The sequence below is a fragment of the Vibrio sp. 10N.286.48.B8 genome (assembly GCF_003050085.1).
Lineage (GTDB): Bacteria > Pseudomonadota > Gammaproteobacteria > Enterobacterales > Vibrionaceae > Vibrio > Vibrio crassostreae.
Genome location: NZ_PIGD01000030.1, coordinates 15,111 through 35,753, shown reverse-complemented (window position 1 = coordinate 35,753; position 20,643 = coordinate 15,111). Strand labels below are relative to the sequence as shown.

The 20,643-nt window shown below is 44.8% G+C and carries 8 protein-coding genes; 3 read left to right on the top strand and 5 right to left on the bottom strand.

The genetic code is table 11. From position 1 onward, the window contains the following. A partial coding sequence (locus tag CWO08_RS22470; RefSeq protein ID WP_108021143.1) for a cadherin-like domain-containing protein occupies window positions 1-12,295 on the top strand: 12,295 nt, incomplete at its 5' end. 76 nt (window positions 12,296-12,371) lie between these two features. On the opposite strand, the gene CWO08_RS22465 is transcribed toward CWO08_RS22470, so the two are convergent. The 5 genes from CWO08_RS22465 to CWO08_RS22445 all read right to left on the bottom strand — a co-directional run bounded on the left by CWO08_RS22465 (window position 12,372) and on the right by CWO08_RS22445 (window position 17,384). Continuing rightward, complete coding sequence (locus CWO08_RS22465; protein WP_102530238.1) at window positions 12,372-13,136, bottom strand: transporter substrate-binding domain-containing protein; 765 nt, start codon at window positions 13,134-13,136, stop codon at window positions 12,372-12,374. Window positions 13,137-13,353: 217 nt separating this feature from the next. Beyond that, window positions 13,354-13,980: a bifunctional 4-hydroxy-2-oxoglutarate aldolase/2-dehydro-3-deoxy-phosphogluconate aldolase gene (locus CWO08_RS22460; RefSeq protein WP_108021142.1), complete on the bottom strand. Its 627-nt coding sequence runs from the start codon at window positions 13,978-13,980 to the stop codon at window positions 13,354-13,356. Window positions 13,981-14,195: 215 nt separating this feature from the next. Further along, on the bottom strand, window positions 14,196-15,749 hold the full coding sequence (locus tag CWO08_RS22455; RefSeq protein WP_108021141.1) for a methyl-accepting chemotaxis protein: 1,554 nt from the start codon (window positions 15,747-15,749) through the stop codon (window positions 14,196-14,198). 349 nt (window positions 15,750-16,098) lie between these two features. Beyond that, window positions 16,099-16,707 carry a toxin-antitoxin system YwqK family antitoxin gene (locus CWO08_RS22450; RefSeq protein ID WP_102433390.1) on the bottom strand — a complete coding sequence of 203 codons (609 nt, stop codon included), beginning with the start codon at window positions 16,705-16,707 and terminating at the stop codon, window positions 16,099-16,101. A 182-nt stretch (window positions 16,708-16,889) separates the two neighbouring features. Next, window positions 16,890-17,384 carry a peptide-methionine (S)-S-oxide reductase gene (locus CWO08_RS22445; RefSeq protein ID WP_102480885.1) on the bottom strand — a complete coding sequence of 165 codons (495 nt, stop codon included), beginning with the start codon at window positions 17,382-17,384 and terminating at the stop codon, window positions 16,890-16,892. A 239-nt stretch (window positions 17,385-17,623) separates the two neighbouring features. Here CWO08_RS22445 and CWO08_RS22440 point away from each other — a divergent pair, with 239 nt between their 5' ends. Together CWO08_RS22440 and CWO08_RS22435 are read left to right on the top strand one after the other, a co-directional pair. Beyond that, entirely contained in the window at window positions 17,624-18,721 is a 1,098-nt protein-coding gene (locus tag CWO08_RS22440; protein ID WP_108021140.1) for a YcjF family protein, read from the top strand. Continuing rightward, on the top strand, window positions 18,708-20,396 hold the full coding sequence (locus CWO08_RS22435) for a GTPase family protein (RefSeq protein ID WP_108021139.1): 1,689 nt from the start codon (window positions 18,708-18,710) through the stop codon (window positions 20,394-20,396). Before CWO08_RS22440 ends, CWO08_RS22435 begins: the two co-directional genes overlap by 14 nt. Window positions 20,397-20,643 lie beyond the last annotated feature (247 nt).

Below are 20,643 nucleotides of genomic sequence, written 5' to 3'. Positions count from 1 at the left end.
TAACCAAACAGAAACCATCACTTTTACCAACCAAAGTGATGATGTTGTAAAATTCCGCATTGAGCCGAGTGAGTTTAATACCGGCGGTACTCTGAAATCTGATGGCTTAGTGATTGAGATTCGAGAAGAGCCTTCGGGTTCGGGTAACTACATTGGTTTCACCACAGATACTTCAAATGTCGAGACTACAGTCTTCACGCTTGAATTTAGCAGCACGACTTTAGGTGAATACACCTTCACGCTTATAGAAGCGATTGACCACACACCAATTCAAGGTAATAACGACCTAACGTTCAACTTGCCAGTGTACGCGGTTGATAGCGATGGCGATGATTCTCTAATGTCGCCACTTGCTGTGACGATTACCGATGATATCCAAGTCATGGTAGATGGCGCGTTTACGATTGAAGAGCCAACTGTGGCTGATTTAGCAGCGGGTACGCCGACAACTACGACTGTGAATGTTCTTGATCTAGAAGGGGCGGACGGCACGACCATCACCCAAATCAATTATGACAACGGCACAGTGTTTACGCTTGACCAGAGCAATACGGGAGAGCAGAAGTTTGTGGTTGCTGAAGGTTCGCTTTATGTCACGCTGCAAGGTGATGTGCGCTTTGAACCAAACCGCGATCTTAATCACTCGGGCGGGGATATCGTTAAGTCGATAGTCGTCAGTTCAAGTGACTCTGATAGTGATGTGGTGACTTCGACAGTAACGCTAACTATTACCGATGGCGAACTACCAATCATCAACGTCATTCCTGGTGTGAGTCTTTCTGAGGTCGATCTGGCTGATGGCTCTGCGCCAACGGGCAATCCAGTATCGATGACTCAAGTGATTACCTTTACCGAGGGTAGTGATGATGTCAGTCATTTCAGAATTGACCCTGCTCAGTTCAATACTTCGGGGGCTTTGAAGTCGAATGGATTAGAGGTTGAGATTAAAGAGCAGCCAGCGAACTCTGGTAACTACATTGGCTTTGTAAAAGACGGTGCTAACGTAGAAACCAACGTCTTCACGATCAGTTTCTCAACCACCAATTTAGGTCAATACACGTTTACACTGCTTGAAGCGTTAGACCATGTGGATGGCTTACAGAACAACACGTTAAACTTCGATGTACCTGTTTTAGCAGTGGATACCGATGGTGATGAATCTGCAATGTCACCAATGACAGTGACCATTACCGATGATGTACAAGGTGTACAAGACGGCTCCTTGAATATTGTTGAGCCTTCGCTAGCTGATCTAGTGGCTGGCACACCAACTACGCCAACCATTGATGTTATGCCGACTCAAAGTGCTGATGGCGCAAAGGTCACCCAATTTATTTACGATGGTGGTACTGCTGTCACCTTGGACCCGAATGTATCGACAGAGCAGGTGTTTACCGTAACCGATGGTTTACTGTACATCACGATTGAAGGCGAAGTTCGTTTTGAGCCAAATCGAAACCTAGATCATTCAGCGGGTGATATTGTTAGAACGATTGTTGTAACGACCAGCGACTTTGATAACGATACTGATACCGCGGATGTCACATTGACGATTCAAGATGGGGTTGATCCGGTCATCGATGTTGTTCCTAGCGTGAACTTATCGGAAGTGAACCTAGCAGATGGCTCAACGCCGAGTGGTTCTGCGGTGAGTTCAACACAAACCATTACCTACACTGTGGGCAGTGATGACTTAAGCCACTTCAGAATCGCGACCAACGAATTCAACTCAGGTGATGTGCTGAAATCAAACGGTCTTGTTGTTCAGCTAAAAGAAGATCCTGCTTCACCTGGCGACTACATCGGGTTTACTGATGACGGGGCTGGTAACGTAACTAATGTATTCACCATTGATTTTGATAGTGTTAACAAAGGTCAGTTCACCTTCACGCTGATTGAGGCACTCGACCACCTTGATGGTGCACTTAATAACAACCTTAACTTCAACTTACCTGTTTATGCGGTTGATACTGATGGTGATGACTCAGTTAAGCGTGATGTTGTTGTCACCATTCAAGATGACTTTCAACAGATGCAAGATGGCACGTTAACCATCACAGAGCCAAATACTGGCACACCAACTACCTCGACGGTTGATGTTTTACCTACGCAAAGTGCTGATGGGGCGACCATTACACAGTTCACTTATGACGGTGGGTCTGCGATTACCTTAAATCAAAACATCAGCGGTGAGCAGGAATTTGTTTTCACTGAAGGCTCGCTGTTTGTCACTTTGGATGGCGATGTAAGGTTTGAACCAAATCGTAATCTTGACCACTCTGCAGGCGACATTGTCAAGCTGATTGAATTTACTTCATCTGATTTTGATAAGGATATTTCCTCTTCAACGGTCACACTCACTATCGTTGATGGTGATGGACCAACGTTGAATGTCGTACCGAGTGTTAGCTTGTCTGAAAGCTTACTGGCTGATGGTTCAACACCGAGTGGCAACCCAGTCAGCGTGACCCAAACCATTACTTCACTCGCGAGCAGTGATGACATCGAGAAGATTGTCGTCGAAGTAGGGCTGTTTAATACCAGCGGTGTATTGAAGTCTGATGGTCTTGAATTGAGCTTGCGTGAAGAGCCTGCTGGTTCAGGTGATTACATAGCATTCACAACGGATGGCTCGGGTGTTGAGAAAGTTATCTTCACCCTAGAATTTGATAACACTAACCCTAGTGAGTACACGTTTACTTTGTTAGAGCGTTTGGATCATGTCGACGGACTAGGAAACAACGACCTCAGCTTTGACTTGTCGGTGCATGCGCAAGACACCGATGGCGATATCTCACCGTCTAAACCGCTTTCTGTGACCATCAGTGATGACGTTCAATTGATGCAATCTGGGGCGCTTAGCATTACAGAGCCAAGTACGGGTACGCCAACTACAACGACATTTGATGTGATGCCTGCGCAAAGTGCTGATGGCGCCACCATAACCAAATTTACTTATGGTAGTCAGCCTGAAGAATCTCTAGTGCAAACCAATACTGGTGAGCAAGAGTTCGTATTTACAGAAGGTTCGTTGTTTATCACGCTTGAAGGCGATGTGCGCTTTGAGCCTAATCGAAATCTGAATCATTCTGGTGGTGACATCGTTAAGACGATTACCGTGACATCAGAAGATAAAGACGGCGATATTGTTACTTCGACAGTGACACTGACGATTTCAGATGGTGCTCCACCGGTAATTGATACGGTTCCAACGGTTGCATTGGAAGAAGCGAATCTCGTGGATGGCTCATCTCCGAGCTTACCTGTGAGCCAAACTGAAACCATTACTTTCACAGCAGGAAGTGATGATGTGAGTCATTTCCGTATTGATACCACTCAGTTCAACACGTCTGGTGAATTGAAATCGGATGGCTTAGTGGTTCAGCTTAAAGAAGAACCAGCCAACAGCGGAACCTATATTGGTTTCGTTGAAAGTGGAGGTGTTCAAACGGATATCTTTACCATCACTTTTAGTAGTGTGGTGCTAGGCGAATACACGTTCACTTTATTGGAAGAGCTCGACCACCTGCCTGTACAAGGCAATAACGATCAAGTATTCACTCTGTCAGTGATTGCGGTCGACCAAGATAATACCGATTCTGTGATGAAACCTTTGACCGTTACTATCACCGATGATGTACCTGTCATTACCGATACGACAATGACCAGCACATTTGTGGTTGATGAGGATGATCTTGGATCCGTGGTTTCTCAAGCAACAGGTGCATTTGTTACCACAGAAGGTGCTGACCAAGTAGAGGTTTACGAACTGCGTAATATCTCTGCGCTTGAAGCAACATTGACCTCTGGAACTGAAGCGATTTCTATTACAGAAATCACTGGATCTGCGAACACAACGACTTATCAAGGTACGACGACAAGCGGAACTCCTATCTTCACGCTTGCGCTAGCGAATGACGGCTCTTATACGTTTACGTTGCTAGGTCCTCTGAACCATCCAACAAGCCCGAATTCCAATACGCTAACGATTCCATTTGATGTCGTTGCGGTTGATGGTGACGGTGATGACTCTAATCAATACGTATTACCAATCGAAGTGCTCGATGATGTACCAGTAATGAGTGCACCAACGGGTGAGACGGCAGTTGATGAAGATGATCTTGCTGGGATTGGTTCTGATCAATCCGAAGATACCATTATTAATGGGCTATTCACCGTTGATGAAGGTGCTGATGGTGTTGTTAAGTATGAATTGGTCGATGAAAACTTAGTGATTGCAGGCTTAACTTCTGATGGTGAAAGCCTAGAGTGGCTGCCTGTTTCACAAAGCGGTACAACCTTCACTTATGTTGCACAGACGGTAACTAGCAATCAGCCTGTGTTTGAAATCATTTTTGATACCTCAAACAACAGCTATCAATTTGAGCTGTTTAAACCACTTAAGCATCCTGATGGCACGAATGAAAACACCATAGATCTTGATTTCTCTGTCGTGGCCGAAGATTTTGACCGAGACCAGTCGAACGCGATCGATCTGACTATTACTGTGACTGATGATGTTCCATTGGTGACTACTCAATCGATAACGCGAATTGAAGGGCAGGGTTACGGTAATTCCAAAGTTAACATGTTTGCTAATGCGACAGATGTGGGTGCGGATGATGCAGCACTGACTCGCATAGAGGGCATTACCAGCAATGGCGCTGATATCGTTTTTCGTACCGGAAATAGTGGGCCTTACAGTGATGGTTTCGATTTAAACAATGGTAGTCAAGAGGTTCGAGTATACGAGCAGACCAATGGAGGTGTTGATACTCGTGAGCTTGGTCGATTGCGTATTAACTCAAATGGTGAGGTTGAGTTTAGAGCTAACGGTTATCTAGAGCATAACGGTGAGACAATAGATTTCTCTATTAACGTGATTGCGACAGATGGAGATTTGGACACATCTGAAACACCGTTAGATATTACGATTACAGATAGGGACTCTACAAGAATCGCGCTGAAAGTGACGACCTTCGAGGATGCGGGTAGAGACTCAACCATACCTTACGCAACAGGCGATGAGCCGACTCTTGAGAATATTCAAGATAATCAAAGCGGTTTGCCTGATGCTCCTGCACAAATTGCGCTGCAGGTTAACATAAAGGACCAAGATAATAACGAGTCTATCGGCCAACTGACGATTCAGAGCGGTAATCACAGAGGGACGTTCTATTACTTTGATGGCGTGGAATATCACAAGTTAGTCGCTGAACCAAACGGTGATATCTTGTTTGGTCCGCCTCAAATGCAGCAGAGCTTTGCTCCAGACACGAATCAACCATTAGACACTATTGCGACAATCGACAACTTGTTCTTTGTTCCAGACCAAAACTACGGTTCGAATGACAATGGTGTGCGAATCAACTACGAACTTGAGATTGATAATAATGGTTCGCTAGACCACACCGTAAACTCGAACTTTAGAATTGAAATTGAAGCGGTAGCCGACATTGCGACTTGGGATGATGCGAATAGCGCGTATCAGTATCAAGTTAACGAAGATGAAGACAACGTTACGTTGCAGCTGAACGCAGAGTCGCAAGATAACAGTAATACTGAGACGATTACCTATGAACTTGAAGTTGTTCAGGGAGATGGCCAGTTTGAGCTTCTCGACCAAAACGGCAACGTCCTTACTCCGACTAACGGTGTTTACATCATTGCGGCTGGAGACATCAATAGTACGGTCGTAAACCCGATCGATAACTTCTCCGGTCAAATAGAGTTTAAAGCAACAGCGATAACGGAAGAGACGCGTAATCCGTACGATGATTCTGCAAATGGCGGGGTGGACAAAACGACCGCTCGCTCTGTAGAGCAAAACATCATCATTGATGTGACTGCCGATGCAGACCCTGGCTCGTTCAGCGTTAACCGAATCCGTATTAACGAAGACAATATCGATGATCCAGATTACGTCGGGCCTTTAGACAATAAAGACGCGTTCACGTTAGACGAAGTCATCACCATGACAGGTTCGGTAGATGCTGACAGTTCTGAAGAACTGTTTGTGCGCATCAGTAATGTTACGGAAGGTGCAGAGCTTTACTTCTTAGGTACCACGAATGTCGTTCCAACAGTCACTATTAATGGTATCGATTACCAAGAAATAGCGTATTCCGATTTGGCAAACGTTGAGGTTGTTCCAACTAAACACAGTAATGTCAATTTCACCTTCGATGTCACGGGTGTGGTCAAAGATAACGCAAATCTATCCACGGGCGCCCAAGTCGATGAGGAGATATTAGGAACTAAAACGGTGAACGTTGAGGTTAAAGGGGTAGCGGACAGCCCTTACGGTGGTACGAACGGTACTGCATGGACGGAAATTACTGATAGTTCGATATTCGGTGTCCAAACTACGATTCAAGAGAGTCAAAATGGTGACAGCTTTGCTGAGCTTGATTTCACCGTATTGTCAGGTGAGAGAAGACCAGATAGCGGCACTACACCGTTACCTGACGATGGCTCAGAGTCTGTAACGGTTATTCTTTCAGGCATTCCTGAGGGGGTCGTTCTTGAAGATGGTGATGGAGCAACGATTGATCTAAATTTTGTCGGTTATGCAACTAGTCCAAATGGAAGTCCGGATTTATCTAAACCTATTTACGAAGCCAATATAACGGAAGCTGGGGTAACTTCAGGTATCCGTATAAGGCCAGTTGACTCATCTACGGAGAACATTAATATTTTGGGTAAAGTGGTCGTGACTGAGAATGATGGCCATACACTCTCTTTTGATAAGGAAATTCGTATACTTGTAGAGCCTAGGATTGATACCTCAGCAACCTACAATACGGTGACTCGTGGGGACGAAGATACGGCGATCAACATTGATTGGCACCCAGAGGGCACTGATTACATTGACGGTGATGAGCATTTCACTGCAATCGTCATCAGTGGCATTCCAAGTGGTGTTGCCAGTGTGGTTGTAAACGGTGATGTGATTTGGAACTACGATGCCGTAGCCGGAACGCTAACCATCACACCAAAGGCTGGGCAGACTCCAGAAGCGTTCACTCAGATAGCACTGAACAATAATTTTATTCAGATAACACCGGAACAAGACTCGAGCACCGACTTTACGCTTAATACGGTTGTCATGATTGAAGAACGCGATCATGAATATGTTGACGCAACTGACACAGGTCAGGGTATTGCAACAGCGACAATCACGGGCTCAATTGATGTTCGTGTGCGACCTGTGGTTGAGCCTGAAGATGCGAGTAACAAACTGGTGGTCGATGAGGTCGCGGGTCTTACGGACTTGAGTACAGTTGTCGCGAATGCTCTAACAGGTGTTCTTAAATTCACAACCAACAGTGATAACACATCGGTTACGGATGAGTTCGTTATTCGATACCAAGAAACTGATGCTTCGTCTGCTATCGAAGAGGTTGACCAGCTAGTGATTCAACTGACTAATGTGGACGACTCGGCGTTATCAGATGCTGTCCTCAATCAGTTAGTTGTGATGGGTGCTGCTTATGAAGGCAATGGTCGTTGGGTGGTAACCAATGAAGACCTGTTTAGTATTAGTGCACCAAACGGCCTTGCGTTTCCGCCAGTTTCTGGCCTTCCAGGCGTTTTCAATGACATCAAGATGACCATCTATAGTACCGTAATTGATCGAGGTGATGGCGCTGAAACTGAGTCATCAGTTGCGGTTCAAAGGGAAGGTGAAGTGAATTTGTCATTCCCAGAAGTGCTTGTTGGCGGGAGCGAGGTGGCTGCAGATATTACGATGACACCAGATAGCGTTGTCGATGCTGTAGAAGACACACAGTTAGACTTGGGAACGGCACTAAATAGTCTGATCACATTCTCCGGTGAAGACGCTTCAACAGACCAAGTAACTATCATTATTGATGACTCTGTGACCATTCCCCCAGGAATAACTTTCCCAATCAGTTTAGGGGGAGGCAGTGATGTTGACTTTGTAAACGGGAAGTATGTATTTGAATCAACCGTCGATCAGGGTGTTCCAACGGATTTCTCTGGCCTGCTACTTAATCTGCCTGCTGACTATTCTGGCGATTTTAGGTTACCAATCACAATAGTAACCAAAGATACACTGTCTGGTGATGAGAAAACCTTGGTGACCGATGTCGTTATTAAAGTCGCTCCTGACGTTGAAGGTAACCCGGACATTGATGTTGAGGTTGTTGGTTCGCTCGATGACTCGTTTAATCCTGTCGATACTGATGGTCAACCGGGACAAGACCCGGTGGGTTACGAAGATACTTACATTCAGCTTGATTTCAGCACAACCATTACTGACCAAGTCAGTGGAGTTGAGGGGGGGGATGAAAAATTCACATCTATTACGCTGACTTTGGATGACACAAGTGTCGGTTCGTTTTACACAAGCGCGGGTGTATCGCTTGGTACGTCCGTGACCTTCAATGAAGCGGAAATTAATGCCGGCGCCCTAGACAATGTATTGTTCCGTCCTGCTCCGAATTACCCAACGGGGAATGACATCAATCAAGTACAAGTTAATGTCAGCGGAACAATAACCGATACTGCTACCTACAATGACGCCTCGTTTCCAGTCGGAACGGCAACCGATACTGATACGTTCAATACCAGTGTTAGCTTTGAAGTTGTCCCTGTGGTTGATGATGTGCTTGTAACAGGGCCGGGTAGTGATCCTGATGTCATTGAGATCACGGGTAATGAAGATCAAGCTATTTCTCTATCGGGAACAGGTCCTGTCTCCATCGCGCTCACTGACCTAGACGGCTCAGAGCAGTTCGTTTCGATTAAGTTCACTGGTGTGCCAGATGGTTTCTTAATGAGTGCTGATCCGGGCTCCGCTTATACAGTGAAGAACAATGGTGGTGGTGAGTGGAGTGTTCAACTTCCTCAAGCATCAGGGTTGTCATTTGATTTGAGCGAGATTTCGATCTTACCGCCTAAAAACTTTAGTGGTACGGCGGAATTTGGCGTTGCTGTCTTTACTCAAGAATCCTTGTTAGGCGTACCTACTGCAGCCTCGAACTTGCCAAGCTTTAAGCTGCATGTGGTGCCGGTGGGTGATGATGTTGATACCAACCCAACGGATTCTGTTACTGGCAATGAAGGCCAAAACATTGATATCGAAATCAACGCGACTATTTTGGATAAAGAGCTATCTGCAACAGGCAGCGGCACGTATACCGAAAATGCGCCAGAGACACTTCGTGTCGAGGTGGCTGGTGTACCTCAAGATGCCTCTATCTACTATCCAGACGGCACGACTTTGGCGAGCTACGATCCGGTGACACAGATTTGGACGCTGGATGTGCCTGCTCAGTCACTTGATAAGATCGTATTCAACTCTGGTGAACATAACAGTGATGCAGGCAATGCACTGGGTATCAATGGCCCGCTGCAGATTACCGTTCGCTCTGCTGATACTGATGCTGATAACACGGAATACTTGGGGACTCCAACGACCTTCGATGTTGATTTGGTGATTGATCCTATCAACGATCAACCGATCTTTGTAAACGTAACGAATATTGAAACATCTGAAGACATCAGTGTTGCCATCGACAACTTTAGTATTTACGACGTTGACGCTAATTTTGATAATCCAGATGCGCCGTATGTTCTTACGTTGCAAGTGGATCAAACACTGCCGGGAGCGCAAGGTGTGTTTGAGTTTACCAGCTCACCTGACGTAACGTTTGTATTGCAGCCTGACGGCTCATTGGTGATTACTGGTAAAGAAGCTGATATCAATACCGCGTTGGTGAATGGGGCTGTTACTTTCAAACCAGACCCAGATCAGAACTATCTCAACCAGAGTGGTTTAGTCACGATCAATGCAACACTCGATGACGGTGGTAATAACGGTCTGATTGACGCGGGTGACCTGAATACCGCTCAAACCAATCAAACTACCTTCACCATTAAGGTGACGGAAGTGAATGACGCTCCTGTGGCAAACAACGTTGATCTAGGCTCGATTGCAGAGGAAGGACAGCTTGTTATCGTTGAAGGTGACTTAATTGCAGCAAGCTCAGATCTTGAAAACCATAACCTCATCGTCACGGGTGTGACCCTTACTCAAGGCCAAGGTCAATTACAGCGCTTTGAAAACGCTGGTGGTGCTGACAACGCTGCGATTACGGGCCCATTCTGGATATTTACGGCTGCTGATGATTTTAACGGTGACGTTAAACTCGATTACAGCATTATCGATGATGGTACAACCAACGGCGTGGATGACTTCTTAACAGACACTGCTGAAATAAGTCTTGTAGTAACAGAAGTCAATGACCAACCAGTAGCAACCAATGTTAACTTGGGCACCATGCCAGAAGAAGGTCAGTTGATCATCAAAGCTGAAGACCTGGTTTCTGCAACGACAGACCCTGAAGGCGATGCGATCACTGTGACTGGAGTTGTTATCGATGAAGGTCAGGGGCAGCTTCAGAAGTTTGAAAACGTCGGTGGTTCTGACGACAACTCGATAAACGGTCCATATTGGGTATTCACTGCCGCTGATGATTACAATGGCAACGTTAAGTTCACTTATACCGTAGAAGACAATGGCACAACCAACGGCGTTGATGATTTCTTAACGGATACCGCTGAAATAAGCGTTGTTGTAACTGAAGTGAATGATCAGCCAGTGGCAACCAATGTTAACTTGGGTACCATGCTTGAAGAAGGCCAATTGATCATCAAAGCTGAAGACCTGATTGCAGCGACGACTGATCCTGAGGGGGATGTTGTTACAGTGACTGGAGTCGTTATCGACCAAGGTCAGGGACAGATTCAGAAGTTCGAAAATGTCGGTGGTGCGGATGACAACTCGATCAATGGCCCATATTGGGTATTCACAGCAGCCGATGATTACAATGGCGACGTTAAATTCACTTACACAGTAGAAGACAATGGCACAACCAACGGGGCTGATGACTTCCTAACGGATACAGCAGAAATCAGCGTTGTAGTGCAAGGCGTTAACGATACGCCTATTGTAAGTGGTGACAACGTCACCGATTTGATTGATGAAGACGCCGGTCAGTTGTTGAGTGGCATCAATGTCAGTGACCCTGATTATGTAGATGCATTTTCTGATGACTTAATGACAGTCACGCTGACGGTGGATTACGGTACATTGAATGTATCACTTCCGGTTGTGACGACGGTGATGGTTAACGGCAACAATACCAGTTCGGTCATCTTAGTCGGTACTCTTAACGATTTGAATGCTCTAATTGATACGCCAACCAGTCCAAGTGGTGTCTACCTCGATGCGAGTTTATCTCCAACCAATAGTATTGGATTAGAAGTCATCGCTAAAGACAGCGGAAACCCTTCTGGTATCGCGATAGAAACGACACCTGTGATCTATGATATTGCAGTGACACCTGTGGCGAATGCGCCAACCTTGTCTATCGACCCGACATTTAACTACGTGAGAAACATTACGACCAGCTCATCAGTGGTCGCTAATAGTGGAGTCGCTTTAGTCGGAATTGTTGCTGCATTGACGGATATTACTGAAGAGTTAACGTTGAAGATCAGTGATGTTCCGGATGGTGTTAATGTGGCCAGTGATGCGGGTACGGTTTCGCTAGTAGGTGACACTTGGATAGCGACGGCTGATGCGATTGATAGTCTCAGACTCGTCGAGCAACCATCAGCTGGTAAGCCGTTAACTCCTGGTAACTACACGTTGAAGGTTGAGGCGGTATCTGAGGAAACGGACAATAACGATATTGCGATATCTCAAAACATTGATCTAAACCTCAATATAGTTGCGAACCCACTCGATCTCGATCTGTCTTCTGAAACAGACGATGTGCAACTTTTAGCGAGTGACTTTGATACCAACCTCACTGGCGGGTCAGGAAATGACCGACTTGTGGGTGGAGCGGGTGACGATACGCTTGTTGGCGGTGATGGTAACGACACCCTGATTGGCGGTGGAGGCTCAGACATCCTGACTGGTGGCGCTGGTATGGATTCGTTCGTATGGCTGAATATCGAAGATGGCGTTGAAGACACCATCACTGATTTCAGCCTGTCTGAAGGAGACCAGATCGACCTAAGAGAAGTGTTGCCAGAGTTGAAGAATACTTCACCAGACATGACAGCGTTACTGCAGCAGATAGACGCGAAAGTGGACGGGGATGATATTGAGCTTACGATCAACCCTGATGGTGTAGGTACAACGGAGCAGGTGATTGTGGTTGAAGACCTTGCGCCACAACTAACCTTAAGTGGCACTATGCCTTCGGATATTCTGGATGCATTAGTACAGCAGAACGTGATTACTCACGGTTAACGCGAAGCATTAAACCAATACGAAATAGGCCAGCAATGCTGGCCTAATTTTTGTCACTGTATAAATGGAAAAGACGTTACTTAAGAGAGTTGTGGATCAGGAACTCTTCTTCCACGCCTTTCAATTTCATCTCATCCATAATGAAATTTACCGTGTTCAATAGGCGCTGTTCGCCTTTTGGAATCAGATAACCGAATTGGCTGTTGGTAAACGGTGTTTCACAGCGAGCTGCCTCTAGGCGCTCATCCGTTACTTGATAGAACAGACCTTCAGGGGTTTCTGTCACCATTACATCAACTTTACCTTCCGCAACGGCTTGCGGAACGTCTAGGTTGTTCTCGTAACGTGTGAAGTTTGCGTTCTGCAAGTTCGCGTCGGCAAATATCTCGTTGGTACCGCCAATATTTACACCTACACGAACCGAAGACAAATTTACTTTCTCAATGCTGTCATACTGTTCTGCTTTACCTTTCGCAACTAAGAAACACTTACCAAAGGTCATATAACCTTGAGTTTGTTCTGCGTTTAACTGGCGTTGCATTTTACGCGTAATACCACCCATCGCGATGTCGTACTTATCGTCGTCAAGATCGGTCAGTAGATCTTTCCATGTGGTACGAACAATCTGTAATTCAACGCCCAACTGCTCTGCAACATGTTTAGCTACGTCAATGTCATAACCAGAATAGCTCTTGCCATCAAAGTAAGAGAAAGGTTTGTAGTCGCCTGTAGTACCGACACGAAGTGTGCCTGATTTTTGGATGTCTTCTAATTGGTCAGCTTGTGCTACACCAGAAAGAGCCAGAGTAATGGAAGCAAGTAATAGTGATGTTTTTTTCATTGTAATTATCTGTTGTGTTTGTGTTGTCATTCAAAGTAACAGAAACAATCAGAGAAAGAGATCAAACCATTGGACAGGCCGGAGTTGGGAGGCAATCGAGGAGTTAATAGTGCGATACAGCAGCTATTTTTAGCTTTACAAGTATTAAAAAGCGATCTCGCGACCGCTTTATATCTTAAAAAATTAATTACGTTAAAATGCCAGTAGGTGAGGCGGCTTACTTATTCACGAATTCAACTGCGTCACGAACAAGCTTGCCTAGTTCATCCCACTTACCTTCGTCGATAAGGTTAGTTGGAACCATCCAAGTACCGCCACACGCAAGTACAGAAGGGATAGATAGGTATTCATCTACATTCTTCAAGCTGACGCCGCCAGTTGGCATGAATTTAACAGGGTAAACCGCTGTTAATGCTTTAAGCATACCAGTACCGCCAGAAGGTTCAGCAGGGAAGAACTTCAACGTACGAAGACCCATTTCCATTGCTTGCTCAACTAGGCTTGGGTTGTTTACACCCGGTACAATAGCAACACCTTTGTCGATACAGTATTGAACAGTACGAGGGTTGAAACCTGGGCTTACGATGAAATCAACGCCCGCTTCGATAGATGCGTCAACTTGCTCGTTAGTTAGTACAGTACCTGAACCGATTAGCATGTCTGGGAATTCTTTACGCATGATACGAATTGCTTTGATTGCACACTCTGTTCGTAGCGTGATCTCTGCACATGGCATGCCGTTTTCAACAAGTGCTTTCCCTAGAGGGATTGCGTCTTCAGCACGGTTGATCGCGATTACAGGGATTACTTTGAGGTTTGCTAGTTGTTCATTTAATGTAGTCACGAATTTTTTCTCACTATGAAGCGATCATGGAGGGCAACGGTGATAAAGCACGCCAAGTTTCGGTAAGTCATCTACAAGAGCTAAGTTAGCTTAATATGCAGCATCGTTATTTAAACGCACGCATTTAGCGTGCGTTTTGTCCTTCAACTTTTCCTATTTGTATAACTCTATATTTAAGTTAATCCATTATAAGAAATAAACCAATGAGAGTCGATTTAGGTTTTTAGGTCAATCACCGCACGTTCTAATGAGTCGGTTTGTTCGACCACAGACGTTGCAGAAGCTGCGTTTTTTGACGCTCCCGTTACACTGGTTAGTGTTAGCTGCTTAATTGTACTCACGTTTCCAATGATCTCTAAGGTAACAGCGCTTTGTTCTTTCATTGCATTCGCCACTTCCAAACTGTTATTTAGAATGGTTTCCATATCTATGATGACCGAAGAGATTCTTGAATGCGCATTCTCACAAGAGTCGACACTGCGGTTGCCTTTCTCACAACAACTTTGAATTGTATTTACGACCATTTGTGTTTGGTCTTGAACGCCTTGGATTATCGTTGAGATCTCTTCGGTTGAAAGTTGTGTTCGGCCAGCCAACGTTCTTACTTCATCTGCGACTACCGCAAAGCCACGGCCTTGTTCTCCTGCACGAGCTGCCTCGATTGCTGCATTTAGAGCAAGTAGATTGGTTTGTTCTGCGATGTCTTTAATAACCTCCAACACGGTATTAATCTTCTCTGAGTGAATAGAAAGGTGATTTACTTCTTCACTGGCACTGACAAGATCAGCCGAAAGGGTATTGATGGTGTCTCTGGTGAATGCCACATCATTTAGACCTTCGTTCGCCGTAGCGAAACTGGTTTGTGCGTTGGATGAGGCGTTTTCGCTGTTGGTCGCAACGTTTTCAATATTGCTGCCCATCTGGTTTATCGCGGTCGCAATGTTCTCAGTTTGTTGCTGCTGTTTGTTTAAAGCGCTCTCAACTTCCATTCCGTCGTGTTGTAGCTGGTTCGAAATATTGCCGAGCTCTTTAATAGAGCCCTGAACTTGGCCGACAAGCTGACGAATATCGGTGAGGACTGTATTAAATGCCTTTGCGATATCGGCAATCTCGTCCGATCCCTTGTCTTCGGCTCTTACGGTAAAGTCGCGTTGTTGAGCGACGAGCATCATGGTCGAGTTCAACGAGGCTATTTTCTTTGCTATGCGAGATGAGATGCCGAAAGATAGCACCATTAATAATGCAGCGACGGTAATAATGGAGCTTACAATGAAGGTCGTAATGGTTTGCTGAATCGATTCGACTTGCTGTTCTAATCTGCCTTCAACGTTGATGAATATAGAGATGATATCTTCAAACAGCATTTTCATTTCTGATTTGAGTTCAGCGACCTTGGCTGGGTTGCGGTCGATGGCATCGACCATTAACGAAAAATCTTTGTTGTATTGCTTTACTTCAAGTGTCAGCTTTTCTAACTCTGGGACTGCGATATCAGACTCTTTAAGCAAGACAGAGAAACTGCCCATCAGTTGTTGAAAGTGAGAGTACTCTTGGACAAATACCGACTTGAGCGTTTTATCGTGGCTTATTAGAAACTCTAACTCTGTTCGATTGAGCTGAAGCATAGAGACTTCGAGTGACTTTACTTTGATCAGCGTTTTCTCAAGTTTGATCAGTTTTAGATTGGCCAGTTCTGTGAATGACACAACAACCAATAACGAAATAATCGACAAGCAAGTAAGGCTCAAAAGGGAGGTTTTAATTTTCATAGGCGGGCACCAAAGCAAAACAAAATGACTCAACAACGTATTTATAATCGTGTTTCTCTTATTTGCGTGTAGATAGCATACGGGTCGATAATTGAGATCTGACTCGCAACGGAAACGTTTGCTAACAGTATTTTATAAAATGATTATTAACAAGTTAAATATTTATTATTTCAATGACTATTGATGATTGTTTTGTTATTAGTGATTATTTAGAGCGTAAAAGGAACCGGAAGAAGAAGGGGGCGGAGATGAGGTCGATAGATCTTGTTAATGGAGAATGCGGTGCTTACCTGAGATTAAAGAAGATGAGTACTTGTGCTTTGTCACACGAGCACTCATCCGTTTGTATTTAGCTTTCTGTCGGCATCCAAACTTGTTTAGACGTGATTTTGTGGTCTTTAAAGGTCAGTTCTTCAACCTTGTCTCCGTTAAGGTTCCAGCGCGTTAGTTTTCCATTCGCTACTTCGCCTTCATCGAATTTCGCTTGGCTTGCCTTATTGCCGTTAGGGTAATAGTCCGTTACCAGACCATCTTTTTGTCCGTCGCTGTATTCAGCGGTCAGGCTTTGTTCGCCATTTGGATACCATCGAGAAGCAACACCTGACAGCTCATTGTCTTTATAGTTGAGCTCGGCTTTCTTCTGGCCGTTGGGATACCAGGTTTCTGCTTTGCCTTGTAATTCACCTTTAACGTAATTCACTTTAGAAGCAACTTGGCCGTTCGGATACCAGTTGGTTTCTTGACCCAGTTCTAGGCCGTCAGAAAATTGAGCTTGGGTCGCGACTTGGCCGTTATCGAACTTCTCTTCAAATTGACCGGTAAAGGGTTTTGAGTGGTTTACTTGGTAAGCCACGCCTTTACGCATTTGTAAGTAGTCAACAGCATCTTCGCTGGTGGCCGCATAGCTCATAGAAGATACCGTACTAAGAGCAATTAAGATTGGAACGTATTTCTTCATAATGACACCTTTTTAATGGACGGGGAAAATGTAATCGGTGTGTTAAAAGCATTCCATTTTCCCGAACGGCTGTCAGTACTTATTACTGGTTTTCAAGTTTTCACTATTGGTGTGTCGTATTGGGGAACTTTATTTCATTTTTGATTTGATGGTGAAATCGAGCCATCGATAGGTACTTGAGCCTAAGGTTTGTATTTATGCAGCAGATCCCAAGGGATATGACATAAGTGATGATCTTCAGGGAAGTGACTTAAGTGATGCTGATGGATGTTGTCGCTGGCAACATAATTGGTCAATGGCAACACCTCAACAGCAATACGGTCGGCATCATCTCGCGCGGCGATATAACACTTAGCTTCTGTTAAGTGTTCGGCATTAGTGCTGTATACGCCAGTTCGGTATTTCTCTCCGACATCGATACCTTGTTTATTCACACTGTACGGGTCAATGATCTCAAAGAGGTGGCCCATTAGCGTGGTTACTGAAGTGAGGCTTGGGTCAAACTCAATTTGTACACATTCTGCGTAGCCATCGTATTCGCTTGGTTTGCTTCGGTTATCCTTTATCTGAGAACTTCCATTGGCACGACCTGCTTCTGTGCTGATAACGCCAGGAACGTACTTAATAAATTCTTGTACGCCCCACAAGCAACCGCCAGCTAAATAAATTTGTTCCATACTTCTCTTTGAGCTCTCTGTGTTTGTTGATGTTCGTTAGGTACGTGAATCAATACGATGATACCCGTACGTATAAAAAAGCGTCTATAAAAATGAGTGCGCAAATAAAAACAAGCGTTTAGGCATTGTAAACCTGTGCGACTGAACAAACATAAGTTTAATATGATTTGTGGTTATATAAGTCAGTATTGCTTTGTCATCAACCCGAATCTCAACATCAAGTGAGCGTTACTCTAAACATGTTTGATCAAATAAAAGACTTCATTAATCCGAGCAAGAATCCTGATCTTACTCAGGCCCATGAATATCAGCGTAAGCATCTTCCTACATTGTGGCTGTTGGGCAAAACGGGCGCGGGCAAGTCATCGTTTATTCAAGCGGTTACTGGTGACTCTTCTGTTGAAGTCGGCAATGGATTTGCTCCGTGTACCATGACGGCGATGTCATATGAGTTTCCGCAAGACAAACCCGTGATGCGCTTTCTCGATACCAGAGGTCTAAGTGAAGCGAATTATGATGCGAAAGAAGATCTGGAAGAGATTGGTCAGGCAGGTAATGCGCTCGTTGTGGTGATTAAAGCCGACGAGCCTGAACAATCCGCCGTGCTTGCTGCTCTAAAACAGATTAAGAAACAGAAGAAGATTAAACACTTGCTGCTTGTTCATACCGCTGTGTTGTCTTCCAGTGAAACAGATCGAGCAAGGCAAATTCAGTTCAACACCAACCAAGTAGAAAAGGTTTGGGGTAAAGGGTTTGAATCGGTAGCGGTCGATTTTGAAACCGATAATGGTGATGTCTATAACCTCGAATTCTTGTTAGATCGCTTGACGAGCATACTTCCTGTTATAGGCATGATGGTGCAAGACAAAGAACACGCTACGCAAGAAGAAGCCAACTTTGACCAAGTAGAAAACGAAGTGCTCTGGTACGCAGGAAGTGCAGCTGCGAGTGATTTGATTCCGGGTGTTGGCTTGGTATCGGTACCTGCGATTCAAGCCAAAATGCTTCATAGCTTGGCAAACCAATATGGTGTTGAATGGAACAAGAGAGTCTTTAGTGAGTTGATAGGCACTCTGGGAAGCAGCTTTGCTGTGCAATATGGAATGAAACTGGGTACTCGACAGTTGATAAAGCTGATTCCCGTTTATGGTCAAACGGTCGGCGCGGTTGCTGCTGCGGCAATGAGTTTCGGCACCTCTTATGGTTTAGGTCGCGCGGCCTGCTTTTACTTCTATCATAAGAACAAAGGCGAAGAAGTGTCTGAACAAGAGATGCAGAAGATCTACAAAGAATCCCTGAAAAAAGGTAAGGCGGCGTCGGGCTATGAAGAAAATTAGAAACTTATTTCGATTACTGGCGGTGCTATCGAGTGGCCGCTGGGGTATTGCTCTGATTTCGGCGATCTTCCCAAGCCTCATCATGATGGCCTTTGGCCTGTTTTTGGCCGTCAAATACGGCTATCTGTTGGAAATGTCGATTGCCATTGCCGTGAGTACATTGGTATTTACCATTCCTTTATACATTTCTAGTCGTTCTTCACGCGATTCTTCAAGCCGATCTTCAAGTACGGAGCCCTTCCCAAATAAAGAGAGCGATGACCTTGGCGAGGATATTGCTGAAGCTGAATCACAACATAAAAAAGCTGATATCAACGATGCATTGGTTAAGGCTTCGACTGATTGGTCTCAAAAAGAACTGTCGATCTGGAATGATTCAAAACATCATGTACGCCAACAATTAATGGTCGACATAGAGTGGGGCAACCTAGACCAAACCGGTTTAGAGATACTTGAATTCGTTGCGAAAAAGTTTGATAAGAAATCGCTCGATTTTTCGATTCCTGAAGGGCTAAAACTGTTCGAAGAAGTAAGTCGACGTTACAAGTTGGTAGTGCGAGAGCATATACCCGGCATTGAGTATCTTAAGGTTTCCTACATCAAAGCGGGCTATGAAGCTTATGATAAATACGGCGAGCTAGGTCAGAAGATCTTCAAAGCGGCTATTTGGGGCAACCATCTTAAAAACCTATATTTGAATCCGCTAAAAGTGATTTCCGATTTGGGTCGAGAACAGGCGACGGCATCGATGACAAGAGGTGTGGTTGATGACATGCAATACGCCGCTAAACAAGCCTTGTTAGATGAAGTCGCTGCGGTTGCGATTGATCTCTACAGCGGACGGTTCAGCATTGAAGACGAAGCTCTAAGGGCGTCGGATGTGTCTGAAACCGATGAGAAACGCTTTGCTCCTGAGTTAGAGCCTGTGCGAATCGTGTTGGTGGGGCAAACCAGTTCCGGTAAATCTTCACTTATCAATGCACTCAAGCAAGAGTTGGTTGCTGAAGTCGATGTACTGCCATCAACCGACACTTCAACGGTATACAACGCGTTTGTCGACGACAATGATGTTCGCGTTGTTGATCTTCAAGGGCTTGATGGCAACCCTAAAACTGAAGCCTTAATGTTGAAAGAGATGACCCAAGCCGATGTGGTGCTATGGGTACTAAAAGCCAATCAGTCTGCACGTGAGTTGGATAAGCAGTTGAAAGATAGGTTTGACGCTTTCTATGATGATCCTAATAATATCTCACGTAAGAAGCCGATAGTTGTCTCGGTTGTCAATCAGGTAGACCGATTAAAGCCTGTAGACGAGTGGAAACCGCCGTATGACTTAGAGAATCCAACATCGGCCAAAGCGAAGATCATTGCTCAAGCGCTCGAATACAATCAAACACTGCTACAACCCGATATTGCATTACCGCTGGCGATTGCGCCAGAAAAGGTACAGTTTGGTTTAGATACTTTAAGGCAGACGTTGATTGAGCGTATTGCTGATGCAAACAACGTTCAGAGAAATCGCCAACGTTTGGAAGCCATGAAAAGAGGCACATCGGTTAAAGGCCAACTGAATAAAGCGGTCAATGTGGGTAAGAAGGTTGCCCCTAGTGCATTGAAAGCAGCGACCCCCAAATTGGCTGAAATGGCCATCAAGCAAGTCGTGAAAAAAAAGTAATCTACGACTGCGTTTGCAATACGGCTCTGGTGAGGTTTGAGCCTCATCAGAATCTTAATTTTTAAAGCTTATCTTTTTTAGTTAGAGCGGAGAGTTTTAGAGCTCGGATTTTTAGAAGATGACCTTTATAGAAATAGCTACCTTTGTCCTTTGCTAGAGATCATTGAATTTAAAAAGTAGCCACAATTATTAGCTCTCTCTTTGAACTAGTTTAATAGTATATAAACTGATGCTAATCACAGTTTAT